12 protein-coding genes are annotated in these 16,924 nt (G+C 72.0%); 6 read left to right on the top strand and 6 right to left on the bottom strand.

Translation table 11 applies throughout. From position 1 onward, the window contains the following. Window positions 1-187: 187 nt before the first annotated feature. On the bottom strand, window positions 188-1,660 hold the full coding sequence (locus O7625_RS06800) for an endo-1,4-beta-xylanase (RefSeq protein WP_282345100.1): 1,473 nt from the start codon (window positions 1,658-1,660) through the stop codon (window positions 188-190). A gap of 393 nt (window positions 1,661-2,053) precedes the next feature. On the opposite strand from O7625_RS06800, the gene O7625_RS06795 reads away from it, so the two are divergent. From O7625_RS06795 to O7625_RS06785, 3 genes are all read left to right on the top strand, one after another. Beyond that, window positions 2,054-3,511: an NDP-hexose 2,3-dehydratase family protein gene (locus O7625_RS06795; RefSeq protein ID WP_282345099.1), complete on the top strand. Its 1,458-nt coding sequence runs from the start codon at window positions 2,054-2,056 to the stop codon at window positions 3,509-3,511. Continuing rightward, window positions 3,508-4,110: a dTDP-4-dehydrorhamnose 3,5-epimerase family protein gene (locus O7625_RS06790; protein ID WP_282345098.1), complete on the top strand. Its 603-nt coding sequence runs from the start codon at window positions 3,508-3,510 to the stop codon at window positions 4,108-4,110. Before O7625_RS06795 ends, O7625_RS06790 begins: the two co-directional genes overlap by 4 nt. Window positions 4,111-4,174: 64 nt before the next feature. After that, window positions 4,175-5,338, top strand: coding sequence for an acyltransferase (locus tag O7625_RS06785; RefSeq protein ID WP_282345096.1), 1,164 nt, complete (start codon window positions 4,175-4,177; stop codon window positions 5,336-5,338). A gap of 69 nt (window positions 5,339-5,407) precedes the next feature. Here O7625_RS06785 and O7625_RS06780 read toward each other — a convergent pair whose 3' ends face one another. Genes O7625_RS06780 through O7625_RS06770 form a run of 3 tightly spaced genes read right to left on the bottom strand, consistent with a single transcriptional unit; the run spans window position 5,408 to window position 8,602 of the window. Next, window positions 5,408-6,118: a class I SAM-dependent methyltransferase gene (locus O7625_RS06780; protein ID WP_282345095.1), complete on the bottom strand. Its 711-nt coding sequence runs from the start codon at window positions 6,116-6,118 to the stop codon at window positions 5,408-5,410. Next, window positions 6,111-7,436, bottom strand: a complete 1,326-nt coding sequence (locus O7625_RS06775) for an activator-dependent family glycosyltransferase (RefSeq protein ID WP_282345094.1) — start codon at window positions 7,434-7,436, stop codon at window positions 6,111-6,113. The genes O7625_RS06780 and O7625_RS06775 overlap by 8 nt, the downstream gene beginning before the upstream one ends. Then, complete coding sequence (locus O7625_RS06770; protein ID WP_282345093.1) at window positions 7,433-8,602, bottom strand: P450-derived glycosyltransferase activator; 1,170 nt, start codon at window positions 8,600-8,602, stop codon at window positions 7,433-7,435. Before O7625_RS06770 ends, O7625_RS06775 begins: the two co-directional genes overlap by 4 nt. A gap of 167 nt (window positions 8,603-8,769) precedes the next feature. Between O7625_RS06770 and O7625_RS06765 the strand changes: the two genes are divergently transcribed. After that, a complete protein-coding gene (locus O7625_RS06765; RefSeq protein WP_348773989.1) occupies window positions 8,770-10,341 on the top strand; it encodes an MFS transporter in 1,572 nt (523 codons plus the stop codon). A 112-nt stretch (window positions 10,342-10,453) separates the two neighbouring features. Here the strand turns inward: O7625_RS06765 and O7625_RS06760 are convergent, their stop codons facing one another. After that, window positions 10,454-11,563 (bottom strand): DegT/DnrJ/EryC1/StrS family aminotransferase, encoded by a 1,110-nt coding sequence (locus tag O7625_RS06760; RefSeq protein WP_282345091.1) that lies wholly within the window; start codon window positions 11,561-11,563, stop codon window positions 10,454-10,456. A 188-nt stretch (window positions 11,564-11,751) separates the two neighbouring features. Here O7625_RS06760 and O7625_RS06755 point away from each other — a divergent pair, with 188 nt between their 5' ends. Further along, complete coding sequence (locus O7625_RS06755) at window positions 11,752-12,705, top strand: NAD(P)-dependent oxidoreductase (RefSeq protein WP_282345090.1); 954 nt, start codon at window positions 11,752-11,754, stop codon at window positions 12,703-12,705. Window position 12,706: 1 nt separating this feature from the next. On the opposite strand, the gene O7625_RS06750 is transcribed toward O7625_RS06755, so the two are convergent. Then, a complete protein-coding gene (locus O7625_RS06750) occupies window positions 12,707-13,924 on the bottom strand; it encodes a class I SAM-dependent methyltransferase (protein ID WP_282345089.1) in 1,218 nt (405 codons plus the stop codon). A 191-nt stretch (window positions 13,925-14,115) separates the two neighbouring features. On the opposite strand from O7625_RS06750, the gene O7625_RS06745 reads away from it, so the two are divergent. Continuing rightward, a complete protein-coding gene (locus O7625_RS06745) occupies window positions 14,116-16,917 on the top strand; it encodes a glycosyl hydrolase (protein WP_282345088.1) in 2,802 nt (933 codons plus the stop codon). Window positions 16,918-16,924 lie beyond the last annotated feature (7 nt).

The raw sequence follows: 16,924 nt of genomic DNA, 5'->3' as shown, positions 1-16,924 counted from the left end.
GGGTCCGGGAGGCCCCGGGGAGGCGGCCGGCACGCCCTGACGGACGGGCTGTCGACGGTCCGTGGACGGTCGGTGAACGGGAACAGCCACGGTGCCCGCGAGGGCCACCGTGGCTGTTCCCGTCGACCCGGTCCCCTGCCGGCCACCCGGGCGGGTCGCGGGGCGGGGGACGCCGACGTCGCGCCGGTCAGGAACTGGTGCAGGAGAGGTTGCCGGGTGGGGTGCTGCTGTTGCCGTTGACCAGGAAACCGATGGTGGTCGAGGCGTTCGGGGCGATGACGCCGTTGTAGGCGGCGTTGCGGATGCTGACCGTGCCGCTGGTGCCGGTGCCGCTGCCGTTCCAGATGTTGGCGATGGTCTGCCCGCTGGCCATCGTGAGCTGCACGGTCCAGCCGCTGGTGGTGGTGGAGCCGGTGTTGGTCACCGTGACCTCACCCTGGAAGCCGCCGTTCCAACTGCTGACCGTGCGGTACGCCGCGGTGCAGCCGCCCGGTTGTCCGGTGGGTGGCGGCGTGGTCGGCGGGGCGCTGGTCGGCGGGGTGGTGGGCGGGGTGGTCGGCGGAGCGCTGGTCGGCGGCGTGGTGGGCGGCGGGGTGGTCGTCCCCGGCACCGTGGTGGAGGCCGCGTTGAGGGCGTTGAGGACGGAGGTGTACGCCGGCTTCGGGTTGCTGTTGCGGTCGAACAGCAGCGGGTTCTCGTTGCCCCGCCAGGAGTCGCTGTCCCGGATGCCCCAGGTGGTGATGCCGACGCAGCGCGGGACGTTCATGCAGGCCTGGGTCAGCCCGGCGTACTGGGTGGTCGAGGCGTTGGTGACGTCCGCCTCGGTCAGCGCCACGTCCACCCCGAGGGCGGCGAAGCTGGACAGCGTGGTCTGGAAGTTGCCCGGCAGCGAGCTGCCGCCGGTGAAGTGGGTCTGCAGACCGACGCAGTCGATCGGCACGCCGCGCGCCTTGAAGTCCTTGATCATGTTGTAGACGCCCTGCGTCTTGGCGTACGTCCAGTTCTCGATGTTGTAGTCGTTGTAGCAGAGCTTCACCGACGGGTCGGCGGCCCGCGCGGTGCGGAACGCCACCTCGATCCAGTCGTTGCCGGTGGACTGGAGGTTCGACGACCGGCGGCTGCCGTTCTCGGCGTACGCCTCGTTCACCACGTCCCAGGCGTAGAGCTTGCCCTTGTAGTGGGCCATCACGCCGTTGATGTGGCTGATCATCGCCTGCCGCAGCGCGCTGCCGCTCAGGCTGCCCCAGAACCGCGGCTGCTGGGCGTGCCAGGCCAGGGTGTGGCCCCGGAACCGCATGCCGCGCTGGGTGGCCCAGTTGTAGATCGCGTCACCCCTGCTGAAGTCGAACTGCCCGGGGTTGGGCTCGGTCGCGTCGGGCTTCATCTCGTTGACGGCCGTCATCATGTCGAACTCGCGGCTGGCGATGTTCAGGAAGCCGGAGTCGTTGAGGCGGTCCGACCCCATGGCGGCCCCGAAGTACCGGCCGCTCCGCTCGGCGGCGGCCTTCAGGGTGGTCCCCGGCGGGCCGCTGAGGTCGGCGTGGGCGAAGGTGGCCATGGTCACCGAGGACGCGGTGACCACCAGGGCGCAGACGCCGCCGACGAGCAGCCGGACACGGCTGCGGGTACGGCGTCTCGCAGGTGCTGGTACGTCGTTCATGTAGGTGTTTCCTCCTCGGCCTCCGGCGGGAGGCGTTGCCGTGGGTGGCCCGTCCGGTCGGTGCCGTCCGACGGCTGCCGGTCGGTCGTCCGGGGCGTCTGCCGGTCCGGGATCCCGCCGACCACGTGCCGCCTGTGCGCTGTCCGGGTCGGTCCCTGCGCTGCCCCGAACCGGTTCCGGAAGCGGGCAGGGTGCGCCCTCCCTCGGACACTATATCGAGTTACATCTATCGGCAACGGGTCGCCCGGCGGACGGCGGCGGGGTGCCCCGGCCTCAAGCGGGACTCGACGCATCGACCCGGCCGTCTTCGAGTCCGGCCTGACACCGTCCGATCCGAGGAACCGGCCCGGCCCGGCCGCGATGGGAACTCCGACACGGCCTAGGAGCTAGACGGTGGCGAAACTACAGGCGAACCCCTACACCCTCACGTCGACCCACGACACGCTGACGCCGCTGCGCATCGCCCGGTCCGCCGTCTCCGGCACCGACGCCGAGGAGGCGGCGTTCAACCGCTGGTTCGACGCTCAGCGGTCCCGCTTCGCGATGGCGGTGCGGCGGATCGAGCTGGACGCCCTCGTCGGGTGGAGCACGGTGCCCGACACCGGCGACATCCGGCACGACAGCGGGAAGTTCTTCCGCATCGAAGGGCTGGAGGTGCACTTCCCGAACCGGCCGGTGAAGTCCTGGCAGCAGCCGATCATCAACCAGCCCGAGGTCGGCATCCTGGGCCTCCTGGTCACGGAGATCGGCGGCGTCCTGCACTGCCTGGTGCAGGTCAAGGGGGAGCCCGGCAACCACCGCGGCCTGCAGCTCTGCCCGACGGTGCAGGCCACCCGCAGCAACTACACCAAGGTGCACGGCGGCGCGTCGGTGCCCTACCTGGAGTACTTCCGGGACACCACCGGGCACCGGGTGCTCGCCGACGTACGGCAGTCCGAGCAGGGCGCGTGGTTCCGGCAGAAGCGCAACCGCAACATGGTGATCGAGGTCGACGGGGACGTCGAGGTGCTGGACGGGTTCCGCTGGATGACGCTCGGGCTGATCCACCGCCTGCTCCGGCGCGAGGACCTCGTCAACATGGACTTCCGCACGGTGCTCTCCTGCCTGCCGTTCGCCGGTCCGGACCTGGGCGCCGTCCTGTCGGCCGGGGAGGACGACCTCCGCGCCGCGTTGACCGCCTCCTGCGACGAGCGGAGCGGCAGCCTGCACGCGATGTCCGACATCCTGAGCTGGATCACCGAGGTGCGTACCCGGACGGAGGTGTCCACCCGGGAGGTGCCGCTCGGCGGCCTGCCGGAGTGGCACCGCTCGCCGGAGAAGATCTCCCACCGCAGCGGCCTGTTCTTCGACGTGATCGGCGTCGACGTGCGCAGCGGGGGGCGCGAGGTGGACGCCTGGACCCAGCCGATGATCGCGCCGGTCGGCACCGGTCTGGTCGCCTTCCTGGTCACCCGGCTCCTCGGCGTGCTGCACGTGCTGGTGCACGTCCGTGCCGAGCCGGGCTACCTGGACGTCGTCGAGCTGGCCCCGACGGTGCAGTGCACCCCCGACAACTACACGATCCTGCCGCCGGCCGCCCGGCCCCCCTTCGTCGACGAGGTGCTCGGGGCGGCGCCGGAACAGGTCCGGTTCGAGACCCTGCTCTCGGAGGAGGGGGGCCGGTTCTACCACGCGCTGAACAGATACCTGATCGTCGAGGTGAGTCCGGGCGCGGGATTCGAGCATCCGGACTTCCGCTGGCTCACCCTGCACCAGCTTGCCGACCTGCTGCGGCACAGCCACTACGTCAACGTGCAGGCCCGCAGCCTGGTGGCCTGCCTGCACAGCCTCTGCGCGGGGCGACCCCGGTGAAGGCCCGCGAGCTGGCCGTGGCGGGGGCGTTCGAGTTCCGCACGACCGGGTTCCCCGACGAGCGCGGTGTGTTCACCACGCCATTGGACACCACGGTCTTCCTCGCCACGGTCGGCCGGCCGCTGTTCCCCGTCGCCCAGGCCTGTGTCAGCCGGTCCCGCCGCAACGTGTTCCGCGGCGTGCACTACACCCAGGCCCCGCCGGGCCGGGCCAAGTACGTGTGGTGCGCGCACGGACGGTGCCGCGACTACGTGATCGACCTGCGGGTCGGCTCGCCCACCTTCGGCCGGTACGAGGTCGTCGACCTCGCCGGGGACTGCGCACGCGCCCTCTACCTCCCCATCGGGGTGGGCCACGCGTTCCTCGCCCGCGACGACGACACGGTCATGTCGTACCTGCTCTCCGGCGGGTACGTGCCGGAACGGGAGCACGGGCTGGACCCGTTCGACCGGGACCTGGCGCTGCCCGTACCCACCGGTCCGGAGCTGCTGCTCTCCGACCGCGACCGCGCCGCGCCCAGCCTCGCCGAGGCGCTCCGCCAGGGGCTGCTCCCGGTGTACGCGGACTGCGTCCGGGCCGAGCGCGCCGTACCCGCCTGACCCGCCGGCCGGCGCGCCGCCGGGCCGGCCGGACAGATCCCAGCGTCGCTTCTGGAAGGTTGCCATGAGCACAGACCAACTCCCGCCGCGAGAAGCCGTCCACTCTCCCGTCCACCGCCTCGCCTCGCTCACCGGCCTGCGGTGGGTGGCGGCCCTGATGGTGTTCGCCACCCACTCCGCCTTCCAGCCCGGCCTGCTGCCGTACACCGAGACCACCGAGACCATCAAGGCGGTGGTCAAGATGGGCGGCTACATCGGGGTGGGTTTCTTCTTCGTGCTCAGCGGCTTCGTGCTGACCTGGTCGATGCGGGACGACGACACCGCCGGGCGGTTCTGGCGTCGCCGCTTCTTCAAGATCTATCCCAACCACCTGGTGACGCTCCTGCTGGCCGTCGTGGTGATGGTGGCGAGCGGCCGGGAGCTGGTCGGCCTGGTGCCCAACGTGCTGCTGCTCCAGGCCTGGTGGACCGACCTGGACGTCGCCTTCGGCATCAACGACGTGAGCTGGTCGCTGTCGGTCGAGGCGCTGTTCTACCTGTCCTTCCCGCTGCTGATCCGCTGGATCCGCAGGATCCGGCCGGACCGCCTCTGGTACTGGGCGGCCGGGGTGATGGCCGCGGTGCTGTGCGTACCGGTGGTGGCGAAGCTGCTGCCCGACGAGCCCCAGGTGTGGTGGGAGCCGATGTCGGAGCTGGAGTACTGGTTCATCTACGTCTTCCCGCCGGTGCGGATGCTCGACTTCGTGCTGGGCATCCTGCTCGCCCGGCTGGTGATGACCGGCAGGTGGCCGCGGGTCCGGGTGTGGTGGGCCGTGGTCGGCTTCCTGGCCGGGTACGCGGCGGCGTCGGTGCTGCCGACGGGCTTCGCGATGGTGTCCGCCACGATCGTGCCGCTGGCCTTCCTCATCCCGGCGGTGGCGGTCCGCGACATCGCCGGCCGACCGTCGTTCCTCGGCGGCCGGGTGATGGTCTGGCTGGGTGACATCTCCTTCGCCTTCTACATGCTGCACGAGCTGGTGCTCTACAACATGTATCCGGTCTACGGCCCCGACTTCAGGCCGAACGGCTGGCAGTCGCTCGGCCTGCTGACCTTCGGCCTGTCCGCCACGATCCTGCTCTCCTGGGCGCTCTTCCGCCTGGTGGAGCGGCCGATGCAGCGCCGCTTCTCGGTCAGCCGGCGACGGGTCGGCGCGGGAGCCGGTGGCGGGACGCCGACGACGGACCGGTAGCGGGACACCGACGACAGATGCGGGCGGGACCGGCTCCGGTCCCGCCCGCACCGCGTCCGCCCGGCCGGGCTACTCCCGGACACCCACGAAGAGTCCACGGTGGAACAGCTCGGTCAGCACGAACTCGACCCGGCAGCCGGCCCGGGTGAACGCGTCCTCGTACTGCTCCCGGGTGAACAGCGCCAGCCGGTGCACGTCGGTCAGGTGCCGGATGCCGGTGGCGTCCGCGCAGAGGTAGTGCTGCGTCATCAGCACCGCGTCGCCGTCCCGCACGGAGTGGGAGATCCGCGAGACGGTCCGGCTGTCGTCGCGGGCCAGGTCGGCGGCGACGTACCCGGGGACGAAGGTGTCCGGGAAGACCCACGGCTCGACGATGACCACCCCACCGGGTACGACGTGCCGGGCCAGACCGGCGAGGGTCCGGTCGAGTTCCGCCTTGTCCGTCACGTACCCGATCGAGCTGAACATCAGGATGGCGGCGTCGTACGTGCGACCCAGGTCGAAGTCCCGCATGTCGCCCTGGTGCATGGTCACCTCCGGCAACCGGCGTCGGGCGATGCGGAGCATGTCCGGCGAGATCTCCAGGCCCTCGACGCGGGGGAACGCCTCCCGCAGGTGACGCAGGTGGCCGCCGGTGCCCGAGGCGACGTCGAGCAGCGACCCGGTGCCGGCGTGCCGTTCCTTCACCAGCTCCGCCAGGAACGCCGCCTCGACCGCGTAGTCCTTGCCCCGGCTCCGGTAGATCAGGTCGTAGACGTCGGCGAACTCGGTCTCATACATGGTTTCCTCCCAGGGTCGGTACCCGTCGGCGGTGCGCCCCGGTGAGTTCCGTCAGCCGCGCCACCAGGTCGTTCGGGCTCGGCTCGGCGAGCACCTCCCGCCGCACCCGGGCGGCGCCCTCCGTGAACACCGGGTCCTTCAGCAGCCGCTCCAGGCTGTCCCGCAGCACGTCGGCGGTCAGCGCGCCGCGGTCGAGGGTCAGCCCGGCCCGGACCCGCTCCACGGCCTGACCGCGCAGCGCGTCCCACGGGTCGGTGAGCATGAGCTGGGGGACGCCGTGCACCTCGGCGGTCGACCTGGTCCCGCTGCCGCCCTGGTGCAGCACCACCGAGCAGGTGGGCAGCAGGTCGTTGAGCGGGACGAAGCCGACCGCGCGTACGTTGTCCGGCAGCTCGACCCCGGCGACCGCCGCCGGGTCGACGGTGGCCACGATCTCCGCGTCGAGACCACGGACCGCGTCGAGCAGGTCGCCGAGGGAGACCGAGCCGAGCACCTCGTCGAGCGTGTCGACCGGCTGGCCGTCGGTACGGCTGGTGAGGCCCAGCGTCAGGCAGACGCGTGGCCGCCGCGGCGGGGTACGCAACCAGTCGGGCACCACGGCCGGGCCGTTGTACGGCACGTAGCGCACACCCGTGGTGTGCACCCCCACGTCGAGCCGCATGCTGGGCGGCGTGATGTCGATCGTCCACTGGCCGGTGACGATCTCCTCGTCGAACCGGCCGCCGTACCTCGCCAGACACCCGTCCAGCCATTCCGCGGTGGGGTCCTGGCGGTGTGCGGCCGGCAGCTCCCGGGAGAGCCGCAGCATCTCCTGACGGGCCCGCAGCGCCCCGTCGGGGCCCCACACGAAGCGGGCGTGCGCCGCGCCGGACACCCGGGCCGCGACCGCCCCGGCGAAGGTGAACATCTCCCAGACGACCAGGTCCGGCTGCCACTGTCGGGCGTACGAGACGAGTTCGTCGGTCAGCCGGTCGCTGTTCATCGTGGCGTACATGACGCTGCTGGCGACGGTCTCCAGTTCGAGCAGGCCGGGAAGGGTCCACGCCGTCGGGTCCTGGCCGGTGTAGTCGAAGTCGCGGACGAGGTCGAGGCTGCCCGGGAAGGCCTGGCCGAGCAGTCCGTACACCCGGGGGTCGGCGTCGGTCGGCCCGGACCGTTCGACGGCGACCGCGGTCAGCCCGGCCTGGGTGACCGTCTCGGCCAGTTCGGCCGGGCCGACCACCCGGACCTCGTGTCCCGCCGTGCGCAGCGCCCAGGCCACGGGCACCAGGGAGTAGAAGTGGGTCGGTGCGGCGAAGCAGGTCAACATCACCTTCATGCTCGGCTCTTCTCTGTCGTGCCCGCCGGTACCCGTACCGGGAGCTGGAGCACCCCTGCGGTGACCGGCGCGTGCAGCCGCCGCAGCGCCGGCCCGGCGGGCGTCGGCGCGGCGAACCGGCGGACCAGCGCGGTGAGCCCGGCGGCGGCCTGCGCCCGCGCGGCGGGCAGCACCAGCTCGCCGGGCCACGAGGGGAGCAGCGTCGCGGGGTTCGCTCTCCGGTCGGGATCGAAGTCGTCGGGGGCGGTGAACACCGCCGGATCGCGGTTCGCGGTGTGCAGCAGGACCGCCACCTGGCTGCCCGCACTGATCCGTCGGCCCTCGATCTCGGTGTCCGCCCGGGTCACCAGGAGCTGCACCCGGATCGGCGGGCTGTGCCGCAGGGTCTCGTCGACCAGGGCCGGGGCGGACGTCGGGTCCGCCGCGAGCGCGGCCCACCGCCGGGGGTCGGCCACCAGCGCGGCCAGCGCGTTGCCGAGCAGGTCCGCGGCGACCCGGACGCCGAGCAGGGCGAGGACGAGGTGCGGCTGCCGGCCGGCGACGATCTCGCGGACGGTGGCGACGGCCGCCAGCATCCGTCCGGTGGCCTCCGCGCCCTGCGGGCAGAGCATGGCGTCCAGCACCAGCCCGGCGTCCGCCTGGCAGCCCGCCAGCCGGTCCCGCTGCGCCGGGGAGAGGTCCACCAGCTCCGCCAGCATGGCGAGGCACATCCGGGCGGTGGTCTCGGCCAGGTCGACGTCGCCGGTGCGGCCGGTCAGCTCGCGTTCGCAGGCCCGCCGCAGCTCGTCGTGCCGCCCGGCCAGCGCGGCGGGGCCGGCGACCGGTTCGGTGAGCGCCCGCAGGCCGGCCCGGTCGCCGAACGCCAGCCCGAGGTCGTCGGCGGTCAGCGGCATCGCGGGCACGCCGTCGGGCCGCCAGTCGAGCAGGCCGGGCTCGTACGCGGGGTCCGCCAGCACGGCCGCCGCCACGGGGTGCCGCGCGACCACCCAGGTCCCGGTGGTGCTGCACGTCACCAGCTCACCGGCCCGCAGTCGCGTGGCCAGTCCTGCGGGGTCCTGCTCCTGACCGCGCAGCAGGTCGGCGAAGGGGTCACCCTGGGCGGCCCGGAGCCACTGGATTCCCCGTACGAGTTGCATCCGGCGGCGTAGGCCACCATCAACCGACATGTCGACGTCCTCTCCTGGGCGAACACCTGCACAACTGCCGGAGCGGACGCTACTAGCGTCGATTCGAATACGGCTAGAAGTGGCGGGGCGGCTGTTCCAGAGACGGCCGTTACATTCTTCGACCATTTCCCGATAGCAATTCCTGAGATTTGTCAAGGCGGCGGGTCATGTGCGGCCGGGAGGCAATTGAACTAGCGTGTCCCTGTCACGCGCACTCGCGCATTTCAGGCTCCCTGGAGGGGTATATGTCGCCTGATGCAATTCTCACGAAATCCGAGGCGGAACCGGGCGCGGCCCCTCGGGCACACCGTACCGGAATCGCTCTCGCGATCATCGTGTCCTGTCAGTTGATCCTCACGATCGATCTCATGATCGTGACGGTCGCCCTCCCGTCCATCGGCGCGGATCTCGGTTTCTCGGAGACCGGCATGGCCTGGGTGGTGAACGTCTACGGGCTGGCCCTCGGCGGCCTGATGCTGCTCGGTGGGCGGATGGGCGACATCTTCGGCCGCCGCCGCATCTTCATGACCGGCATCGCCCTGTTCACCGTCGCCTCACTGCTGGGCGGTTTCGCCACCGAGGGCTGGTGGTTCCTCGGTGCCCGGGCCTTCCAGGGCGTGGGCGCGGCCATGGCCATGCCGACCACGCTGGCGCTGATCCTCAGCCTGTTCCCCGAGGGCGCCGGGCGCACCAAGGCCATCGCCACCTCGGCGGCGGCGAGCAGTTCCGGCGCGGTGGTCGGTCTTCTCCTCGGTGGCGTACTGGCGACCGGACTCTCCTGGCGTTGGGTGATGTTCGTCAATGTGCCGGTCGGCATTCTGGTATTCCTGCTGACGCCGGTCTTCATCGCCGAACAGGCGCGGATGCGCGGTCGTTTCGACGTCGCCGGAGCCGTCACCTCCGCCCTGAGCGTCGTGCTGCTGGTCTACGGCCTGTCGAATGCCGGGCACGACGGCTGGTCCAACGCGACGACGGTGGTGGGACCGATCGTCGCGGGTGCCGTCCTGTTCGCGGTCTTCATCGCCGTCGAGAGCCGGGCGAAACAGCCGATCATGCCGCTGCGACTCTTCTCGGACCGCAACCGGGTCACCGCCTACCTGTCGGCGGTGCTGGTCACCGGCAGCATGATCGGGATGTCGTTCTTCCTCACCATGTTCGTCCAGGGGCCGCTGGGCTTCAGCCCGCTGATCGCCGGGGTGTCGTTCCTCACCACGGGATTCGCGCTGGTCTTCACCTCGGTGGCGGTCACCGCGATCCTGCCCCGGATCGGCGAGCGGTGGATGACGTTCCTCGGCGCGCTGGCGCTGGTCGTCGGCTACCTGTGGCTGGCCGACATCTCCCTGGACAGCGGCTACTGGGGGGCCATATTCGGTCCGCTGGTGCTGGTCGGGGCGGGGATGGCCGCCACGCTCATCCCCGCCACCGAGATGGCGGGAGCCGGGGTCACCTCCCAGAACTACGGTGCGGCGTCGAGCACCTACAACACGATGTTGCAGCTGGGTGGCCCGTTCGTCCTCGCCGTCCTGGTGACGGTCTACGGGACGGCGAGCCGGACCGCGTCCGCCGACGCGCCGACGGGCCTCACCCCGGAGGCGCTCGACCACTACGTGCTGACCGAGAGCATGTCCCCGGGCTTCGTGGGAGCGGCGATCATCGCCGCGGTGGTGGCGGTGACCAGCCTCTTCATCCGGTCCACCCGGCGAGGTGAACAGCCGGCCGGCGCGGTCGCCGCCGACTGAGGGGTGCCAGCCGCTCCGCTGGGGGGTGTTACCCCTCCCGGCTCCCGGCTCCCCGCTCCCCGCTCGCGGCCACGGGAGCGGGGAGCGCCGGGAGCGGAACGGGTGCGCCGGCTCAGAGCCGCTCCAGCACCTCCCGCAGCGCCGCGATCACCTTGTCCTGGACGTCGATCGACAGCGACGGGTACATCGGCAGCGAGAAGATCTCGTCGGCGAGCCGCTCGGTGACCGGCAACGCGCCACGCCGGTCCGCCAGGTGGGCGAAGCCCGACATGGTGTGCACCGGCCAGCGGTAGCTGACGTTGAGGGAGATGCCGTAGGACTCCAGCGCCGCGAGGATCTCGTCCCGGCGCGGGTGGCGCACCACGTAGAGGTAGTAGACGTGGTCGTTGCCGTCCGCCACGGCCGGCAGCTGCAATCCGGTGCCGGCCAGGCCGTCGGCGTACCGGGCCGCCACCGCCCGCCGGGCGGCGATGTAGCCGTCCAGCCGACGCAGCTTGCCGCGCAGGATCTCGGCGTGCACCTCGTCCAGCCGGCTGTTGTGCCCCGGGGTCTCCACCACGTAGTAGCGCTCGGCCATCCCGTAGTAGCGCAGCCGGCGCATCCGCTGCTCCACCGTGTCGTCGCCGGTGAGCATCGCCCCGCCGTCGCCGTACGCGCCGAGGACCTTGGTGGGATAGAACGAGAACGCGGCGGCGTCACCCATGCCCCCGGCGACGCGCCCGTGGTGCCGCGCGCCGTGGGCCTGCGCGCAGTCCTCCAGGATCGCCAGGCCGTGCTCGGCGGCGAGCCGTTCCAGCGGCGCCATCTCGACACACTGGCCGTAGAGGTGCACCGGCAGCAGGCAACGGGTCCGTTCCGTGATCGCCGCGCCGACCAGCGCGGTGTCCATCAGGTAGTCCTCGGCCCGGATGTCCACGAACACCGGCACCGCGCCCAGCGCGTCGATGGCCACGACGGTCGGCGCCGCGGTGTTCGAGACGGTGATCACCTCGTCCCCGGGCCGGACGCCGAGCGCCTGCAGGGCGAGCTTGATCGCGTTGGTTCCGTTGTCCACGCCGACCGCGTGCGCGACCTGGTGGTAGGCGGCGAACTCGCGTTCGAAAGCACGCCCGCTCTCCCCGAAGACCAGGCGGCCGGAACGGAATACCCGGTCCACGGAAGCGAGTATTTCGGCGCGCTCGTCTTCGTATTCCTGCACGTAGTCCCATACGCCAGTGGCCATCGATCCGCCTTGTCTTCCCGACCGTGGATGGAATACCAGCAGTTGTAGCCGGGGCGGCTCGACGACTGGTCGTGTTCCACTCGTAAATCGTTCCGGGAGAACGGCGCTGGACTATTTTTCGGGCCTTTTCTATATTCGAGTCGCGTCGACCGTGCCGGTTGTCGCGTCGAGCGGACCGGGGAGGCGGGTTGTCACCGGACAACGGAAACGACGGGTGCGTCGCCGTGCTGGGCGGCACCGGGTGGGTGGGCAGGCACGTCTGCGCCGCCTTCGCCGCCCGGGGGTACCGGGTCGTCGCCCTGGCCCGCAATCCGGTCCCGGGGGTACGGCACGACGCGTTCGTCCGGCTGGACCTGGCCACCGCGACACCCGACGCCATCGCCCGGATCCTCCGCGCCGAACGGGTGGACGTGGTGGTCAACGCCACCGACGCGGCGAACGCCACCGACGGCTGGGAGCACACCGAGGAACAGTTCGCCCGGGTCAACGTGGAGGTGGTCCGCCACCTGCTCGCGGCGGTCGCCGCGCTGCCCCGGCCGCCGCGCCTGGTCCACCTCGGCACCATCCACGAGTACGGTCCGGGGGAGCCCGGCGTCGCGATCGACGAGTCGGTGGTGCCGAACCCGGTGTCGGGGTACGCCCGGACCAAGCTGGCCGGCTCGCACCTCGTCCTCGACGCCGCCCGCGCCGGACGGGTGGACGGCGCGGTGCTGCGCGCCGTCAACGTCTGCGGCCCGCACCCGTCCCCGGTGAGCCTCCCCGGCAAGCTGCTGCGGCTGCTCGACGAGGCCACCGGGACGGGCCGGATGGAGCTGGGTGTCGCCCCGGACCGGCGGGACTTCGTCGACGTCCGCGACCTGGCCGACGCCACGCTGCGCGCCGCCGGGCGGCCCGGTCTGCGGTGCGCGGTCAACATCGGCAGCGGGACGGCGGTGGACATGCGGTCCTTCGTGACGCTCTTCGTCACCAGCGCCGGCTACCCGGCGTCGATCCTCGTCCAGCGGCCCGCCACCGGGTCGGGCCTGGGCGGGGCCTGGATCGAGGCCGACATCCGGCGGGCCGGGACGCTGCTGGGCTGGGCTCCCCGGATCCCGCTCGGACGGTCGTTGCGCGACATGTGGGAGGCCTACCGGGCCGGGTGACTCACGCCAGGTGGACCTTCGGGGTGTACAGGATCCACCGGCCACCGGCGGCCCGGAACGCCTGCTCCTTGGCCATGATCTCCTCGGCGTGGTTCCAGGCGAAGAGCAGCAGGTAGTCCGGGTAGGGCGGGCGGAACTCCTGGGCGGGGCGCACCGGCAGGTGGGCTCCGGGGGTCAGCCGGCCCTGCTTCGCCGGGGTCGTGTCGAGGACGTACGCCACCAGGTCGGGGGTGATTCCGCAGTAGTTGGTGACGGTGGCGCTCTTCGCGGTGGCCCCGTAGGCAGCCACCGTCCGGCCTTCTGACCTGAGCCGGCGCAGCAGGGCCACCAGGTCGTGCCGGACCTCGCCGACCGCCGCGGCGAACCGCTGGAGGGTCGTCAGGTCGGCGAGCCCCGCGCCCGCCTCCTCGGCGAGGAGGTCGGCGACGGCCGGGGTGGGGGTGCGCCGGCCGGCCCGGGCCAGGGTGTACCGGACCTCGCCGCCGTGCACCGGCAGCCGCCGCACGTCGACCAGCTCGAATCCGAACCGTTGCGCCATCGCCGCGACCGACCGGGCGGTGAAGAGATAGAAGTGCTCGTCGTAGATCTGGTCGAACGAGGTCCGGGCGACGATCTCGCCGAGGTACGGGTCCTCGAAGACGAACACCCCGTCCGGTGCCAGCAGGGCGTCCACCCCCTGGAAGATCGATTCGACGTACGGGATGTGGCACATGGTGTTGGCCGCGTAGATGACCTGGGCCGGTCCGTGCTCCGCCCGGATCCGGGCCGCCGACGCCGCCTCGAAGAACTCGCCGAGCACCTGGATGCCCTGCATCCGGGCCAGTTCCGCGACGCTCGCGGAGGGCTCGACCCCCAGGTGCCGGACGCCGGCCTTGTCGATCGTCCGGAGCATGACGCCGTCGTTGCTGCCGATCTCCACGATGAACGGGTCCGGGCCGGACAGCTCGGTGGCCAGCAGCTCGTGGGCGGTCTTCTCGAAGTGCTCCCGCATCACCGCCGAGCCGGACGACACGTAGGGGTACGCCTCGTGGAACATGCGTTCCCGGGGCACCTCCTCCATGAGCTGGACCATCGTGCAGTCCGGGCAGAGGCCGACCGCGAGCCGGAAGAAGAACTCGTCGGTGGTGTCGTCCGGGGCGCGGAACGCATCGGAGAGGGGCTGCTGTCCGAAGTCGATGAACTCGGTCGGTGAGCCACCACAAACTCGGCATTTGATCATGGTCGTTATCGTATGAGATTCGACATTAGAATCGCTTGAGAATGGCTCGTACGCGGCCCGGAAAAGCTGATCGACGCAGCGTCGTTTTCCGTCTTCCGCAGCCTCCGGAATATGCGGTAACGTGGCGACGCCCGCCGCGGGAACGGCGGTCTGATCGATCGACATTCAACAAACGGGGAACGGGAGTGGGAATGGTCCGATCGGGAAGAGACCGGGACGACGGGGCGGGGGACGGGGCCGGTTTCGCCACGCCCACGGACGCGGCCCGCCCCCGGGTGCGCTGGTGGTGGCCGGGTGGGGCGGTCACCCCGGCCGGCGTGGAACGCGAACTCCGTACCCTCCGGGACGCCGGCTTCGCCCGCGCCGAGATCGCCCTGCTCCCGATGGGCCTGCCCGCCACCGTCGACCCCGACGCGGTGCGGACCTGGGGAACCCCCCGGTTCACCGGGAGCGTCGAGACCGCGCTGCTGGCCGCCCTGGCGTGCGGGATGCGCCTCGACCTGACCATCAGCCCCGGATGGCCGCTGGCCAGCCCCGCCGTCGCCGGCGACGGGATCGGGCTCGCCCAGCGGAAACTCGTCCAGGGCTGCCGGACGGTGACGCCCGGCGAGGCCGTCGACGCGGTGCCCCCGCCCGAGGGCGACCCCACCGCGGACGACCGGCTCGTCGCGGTGACCGCCGCCCGGCTCGCCGACCCGGGCCGGAGCCCGGCCGGGTCGATCCTGCTCGACCAGGCCTCGATGCTCGACCTGACCGGTCACCTGGCCGACGGCGGATTGCGCTGGACCGCGCCCGCGACCGGCTCCTGGCTGGTCTTCAGCTTCTGGTCCCGGCCGTCCGGGCAACGCTCGCTCGTCGACGCGGGCCCCGCCGACGCACCTGTCATCGACCACTTCTCCCACCAGGCGACGGCGGCGGCGATCGCCCACCTCGACCGGCACGTCCTGCCGCCCCGGCTGGACCCGTTGCTGCGCCGGGCCGCCGGGGACATCTTCGAGGACTCGCTGGAGATCGCCGTCGACGGCGAACTCTGGACCGCCGCGTTGCCGGCGGAGTTCGCCCGCCGCCGGGGCTACGACCTGACGCCCTACCTGCCGGTGCTGCGCATCGAGGGGCTGTACCGCTTCGACTGGGCCACCCTGCGCAAGGGCACCAACCCGGAGAGCCCGGCCGGGTACGACCTCCCCGACGGGCTGGGGCGTCGGATCCGGCACGACTACTACCGGACGCTCAACGAGCTGTACGCCGACCACCACGTCGGGCCGTTGACCCGCTGGGCCAACGGTCGGGGGCTCAGCTACCGGGCACAGCCGTACGGCAACACGATCGACCACGTCGAGGTGGCCGGTGCCGTCCAGGTGCCGGAGAGCGAGGACCTGGTCAACTGGATCGCCGCCGGGGGCATGACCGACGGCGTCGCCGCGTACGACCGCGCCGTCGACTTCCACCGGGGCATCGCCTCCGGCGCCCACCTGCGGGGCGCACCGGTGGTCTCGTTGGAGTGCTGCGCGGTGCTCGACGCCGACTACCAGACCGGCCTGGCCGAGCTGAAGCGGCACGTCGACGTCGCGTTCAGCGGCGGGGTGAACCAGCTGGTGCTGCACGGGTTCCCCTACTCCGACGTCCCGGGCGCGGCCTGGCCCGGCTGGGCGCCGTTCTCCAACGACAGCTCCCCGGCGGTGTCCGACGCCTGGGGGCCGCGCCAGCCGATGTGGCGGCACATGCGGGCGTTCACCGACTACCTGGCCCGGGCGGCCGTCGTGCTCCGGACCGGCCTGCCCCGCGTCGACGTGGCCTTCTACCGGCAGGCGTACTGGTGTCTCTCCTGGCCGGAGGTGACCGCCGGCAATCTCGCCGACGCCGGCTACACCTGGGGCTTCCTCAGCCCGAGCCTGCTCACCGCCGACGCCGCCGTGGTCCGCGGCGGGCGGCTGGCCCCCGACCACGCCGGCTACCGCGCCCTGGTGATCGACGACGAGCCGGCGATCGAACCCGAGGCCCTGGCCCGGCTGCACACCCTGGCCGCCGAGGGCCTGCCGGTCGTCGTCGTCGGCACACCCCCGCACCGCGCCCGGGGTTTCCACCAGGCCCCCCGCACCGACGCGGCCGTCGCGCACCGCGCCGCCGACCTGCTCGCCCTGCCCAACGTCCGCCGGGTGGCCACCCAGGACGGCGTCCTGTCCGCGTTGCGGCACCTCGGCGTGCAGCCCGACGCCCGGTTGCGGGACGCGACCGGTGTGCTGCCGGTGCACCGGCAGGGCGACTCCGGCGACTACTACCACCTGTTCAACACGGGGCGTTCCCGGGCGCGCTTCACCGCCGCCCTCCGCGGTCGCGGCGCGGCGCGGATCCTCGACCTCTGGGCCGGGACCTCGCACCCCGTCGACAGCACCGGGGACGACGACCGCCGTACGGTGACGCTCGACCTGGCTCCGGGCGAGGCGACGGTGGTGTTCCTCGGGACGGGGCCCGGTCTGGACGCCGTGCCGGTCACCGTCCCGGCTCCCACCGTGCCGACCCGGCAGCGGTGGTCGCGGGACCTGACCCGGTGGGACCTCGACGTGCAGGACTGGCAGCCGGGGGGAGTGCGGACCCGTCGGCTGGGCGACCACCCACCCGGGGACTGGCGGACGACCGGCGACCTCGAGGACGTCGCGGGGGTCGGGACATACCGCACCACCGTGCTCCTCGACGACCGGGACCACGACGTCGACGCGGTGCTGCTCGACCTCGGCCAGGTCGGGGGCACCGTCCAGGTCGAGGTCAACGGCCGGCGGGTGGCCGGTGACTGCGTCGGGGTCGGGGCCCGCAACGTGCTCCCCGACCTGCGCCGTGGCGTCAACACCATCACCGTCGAGGTCGCCACGACGCTGGGCAACCGGCTGGTCGCCCTGGGCCGGACGGAGGCGGACACGTACGGGCGGTTCGCGTCCCGGAGCCCTCGTCCGGCCGGTCTCATCGGCCCGGTACGCCTACGCGGCGTCTCGGTCTGACCCGACC

The sequence above is a fragment of the Micromonospora sp. WMMD714 genome, assembly GCF_029581315.1.
Taxonomy (GTDB): domain Bacteria; phylum Actinomycetota; class Actinomycetes; order Mycobacteriales; family Micromonosporaceae; genus Micromonospora; species Micromonospora rifamycinica.
This window is presented reverse-complemented; position numbering and strand designations above follow the sequence as displayed.

Excerpts from the sequence above, each read along its gene's own strand:
- O7625_RS06785 (WP_282345096.1), top strand. The coding sequence starts at position 4,175 with ATGAGCACAGACCAACTCCCGCCGCGAGAAGCCGTCCACTCTCCCGTC.
- O7625_RS06775 (WP_282345094.1), bottom strand. The coding sequence starts at position 7,436 with ATGAAGGTGATGTTGACCTGCTTCGCCGCACCGACCCACTTCTACTCC.
- O7625_RS06780 (WP_282345095.1), bottom strand. The coding sequence starts at position 6,118 with ATGTATGAGACCGAGTTCGCCGACGTCTACGACCTGATCTACCGGAGC.
- O7625_RS06745 (WP_282345088.1), top strand. The coding sequence starts at position 14,116 with ATGGTCCGATCGGGAAGAGACCGGGACGACGGGGCGGGGGACGGGGCC.
- O7625_RS06770 (WP_282345093.1), bottom strand. The coding sequence starts at position 8,602 with ATGTCGGTTGATGGTGGCCTACGCCGCCGGATGCAACTCGTACGGGGA.
- O7625_RS06765 (WP_348773989.1), top strand. The coding sequence starts at position 8,770 with ATGTGCGGCCGGGAGGCAATTGAACTAGCGTGTCCCTGTCACGCGCAC.
- O7625_RS06760 (WP_282345091.1), bottom strand. The coding sequence starts at position 11,563 with ATGGCCACTGGCGTATGGGACTACGTGCAGGAATACGAAGACGAGCGC.
- O7625_RS06750 (WP_282345089.1), bottom strand. The coding sequence starts at position 13,924 with ATGATCAAATGCCGAGTTTGTGGTGGCTCACCGACCGAGTTCATCGAC.
- O7625_RS06800 (WP_282345100.1), bottom strand. The coding sequence starts at position 1,660 with ATGAACGACGTACCAGCACCTGCGAGACGCCGTACCCGCAGCCGTGTC.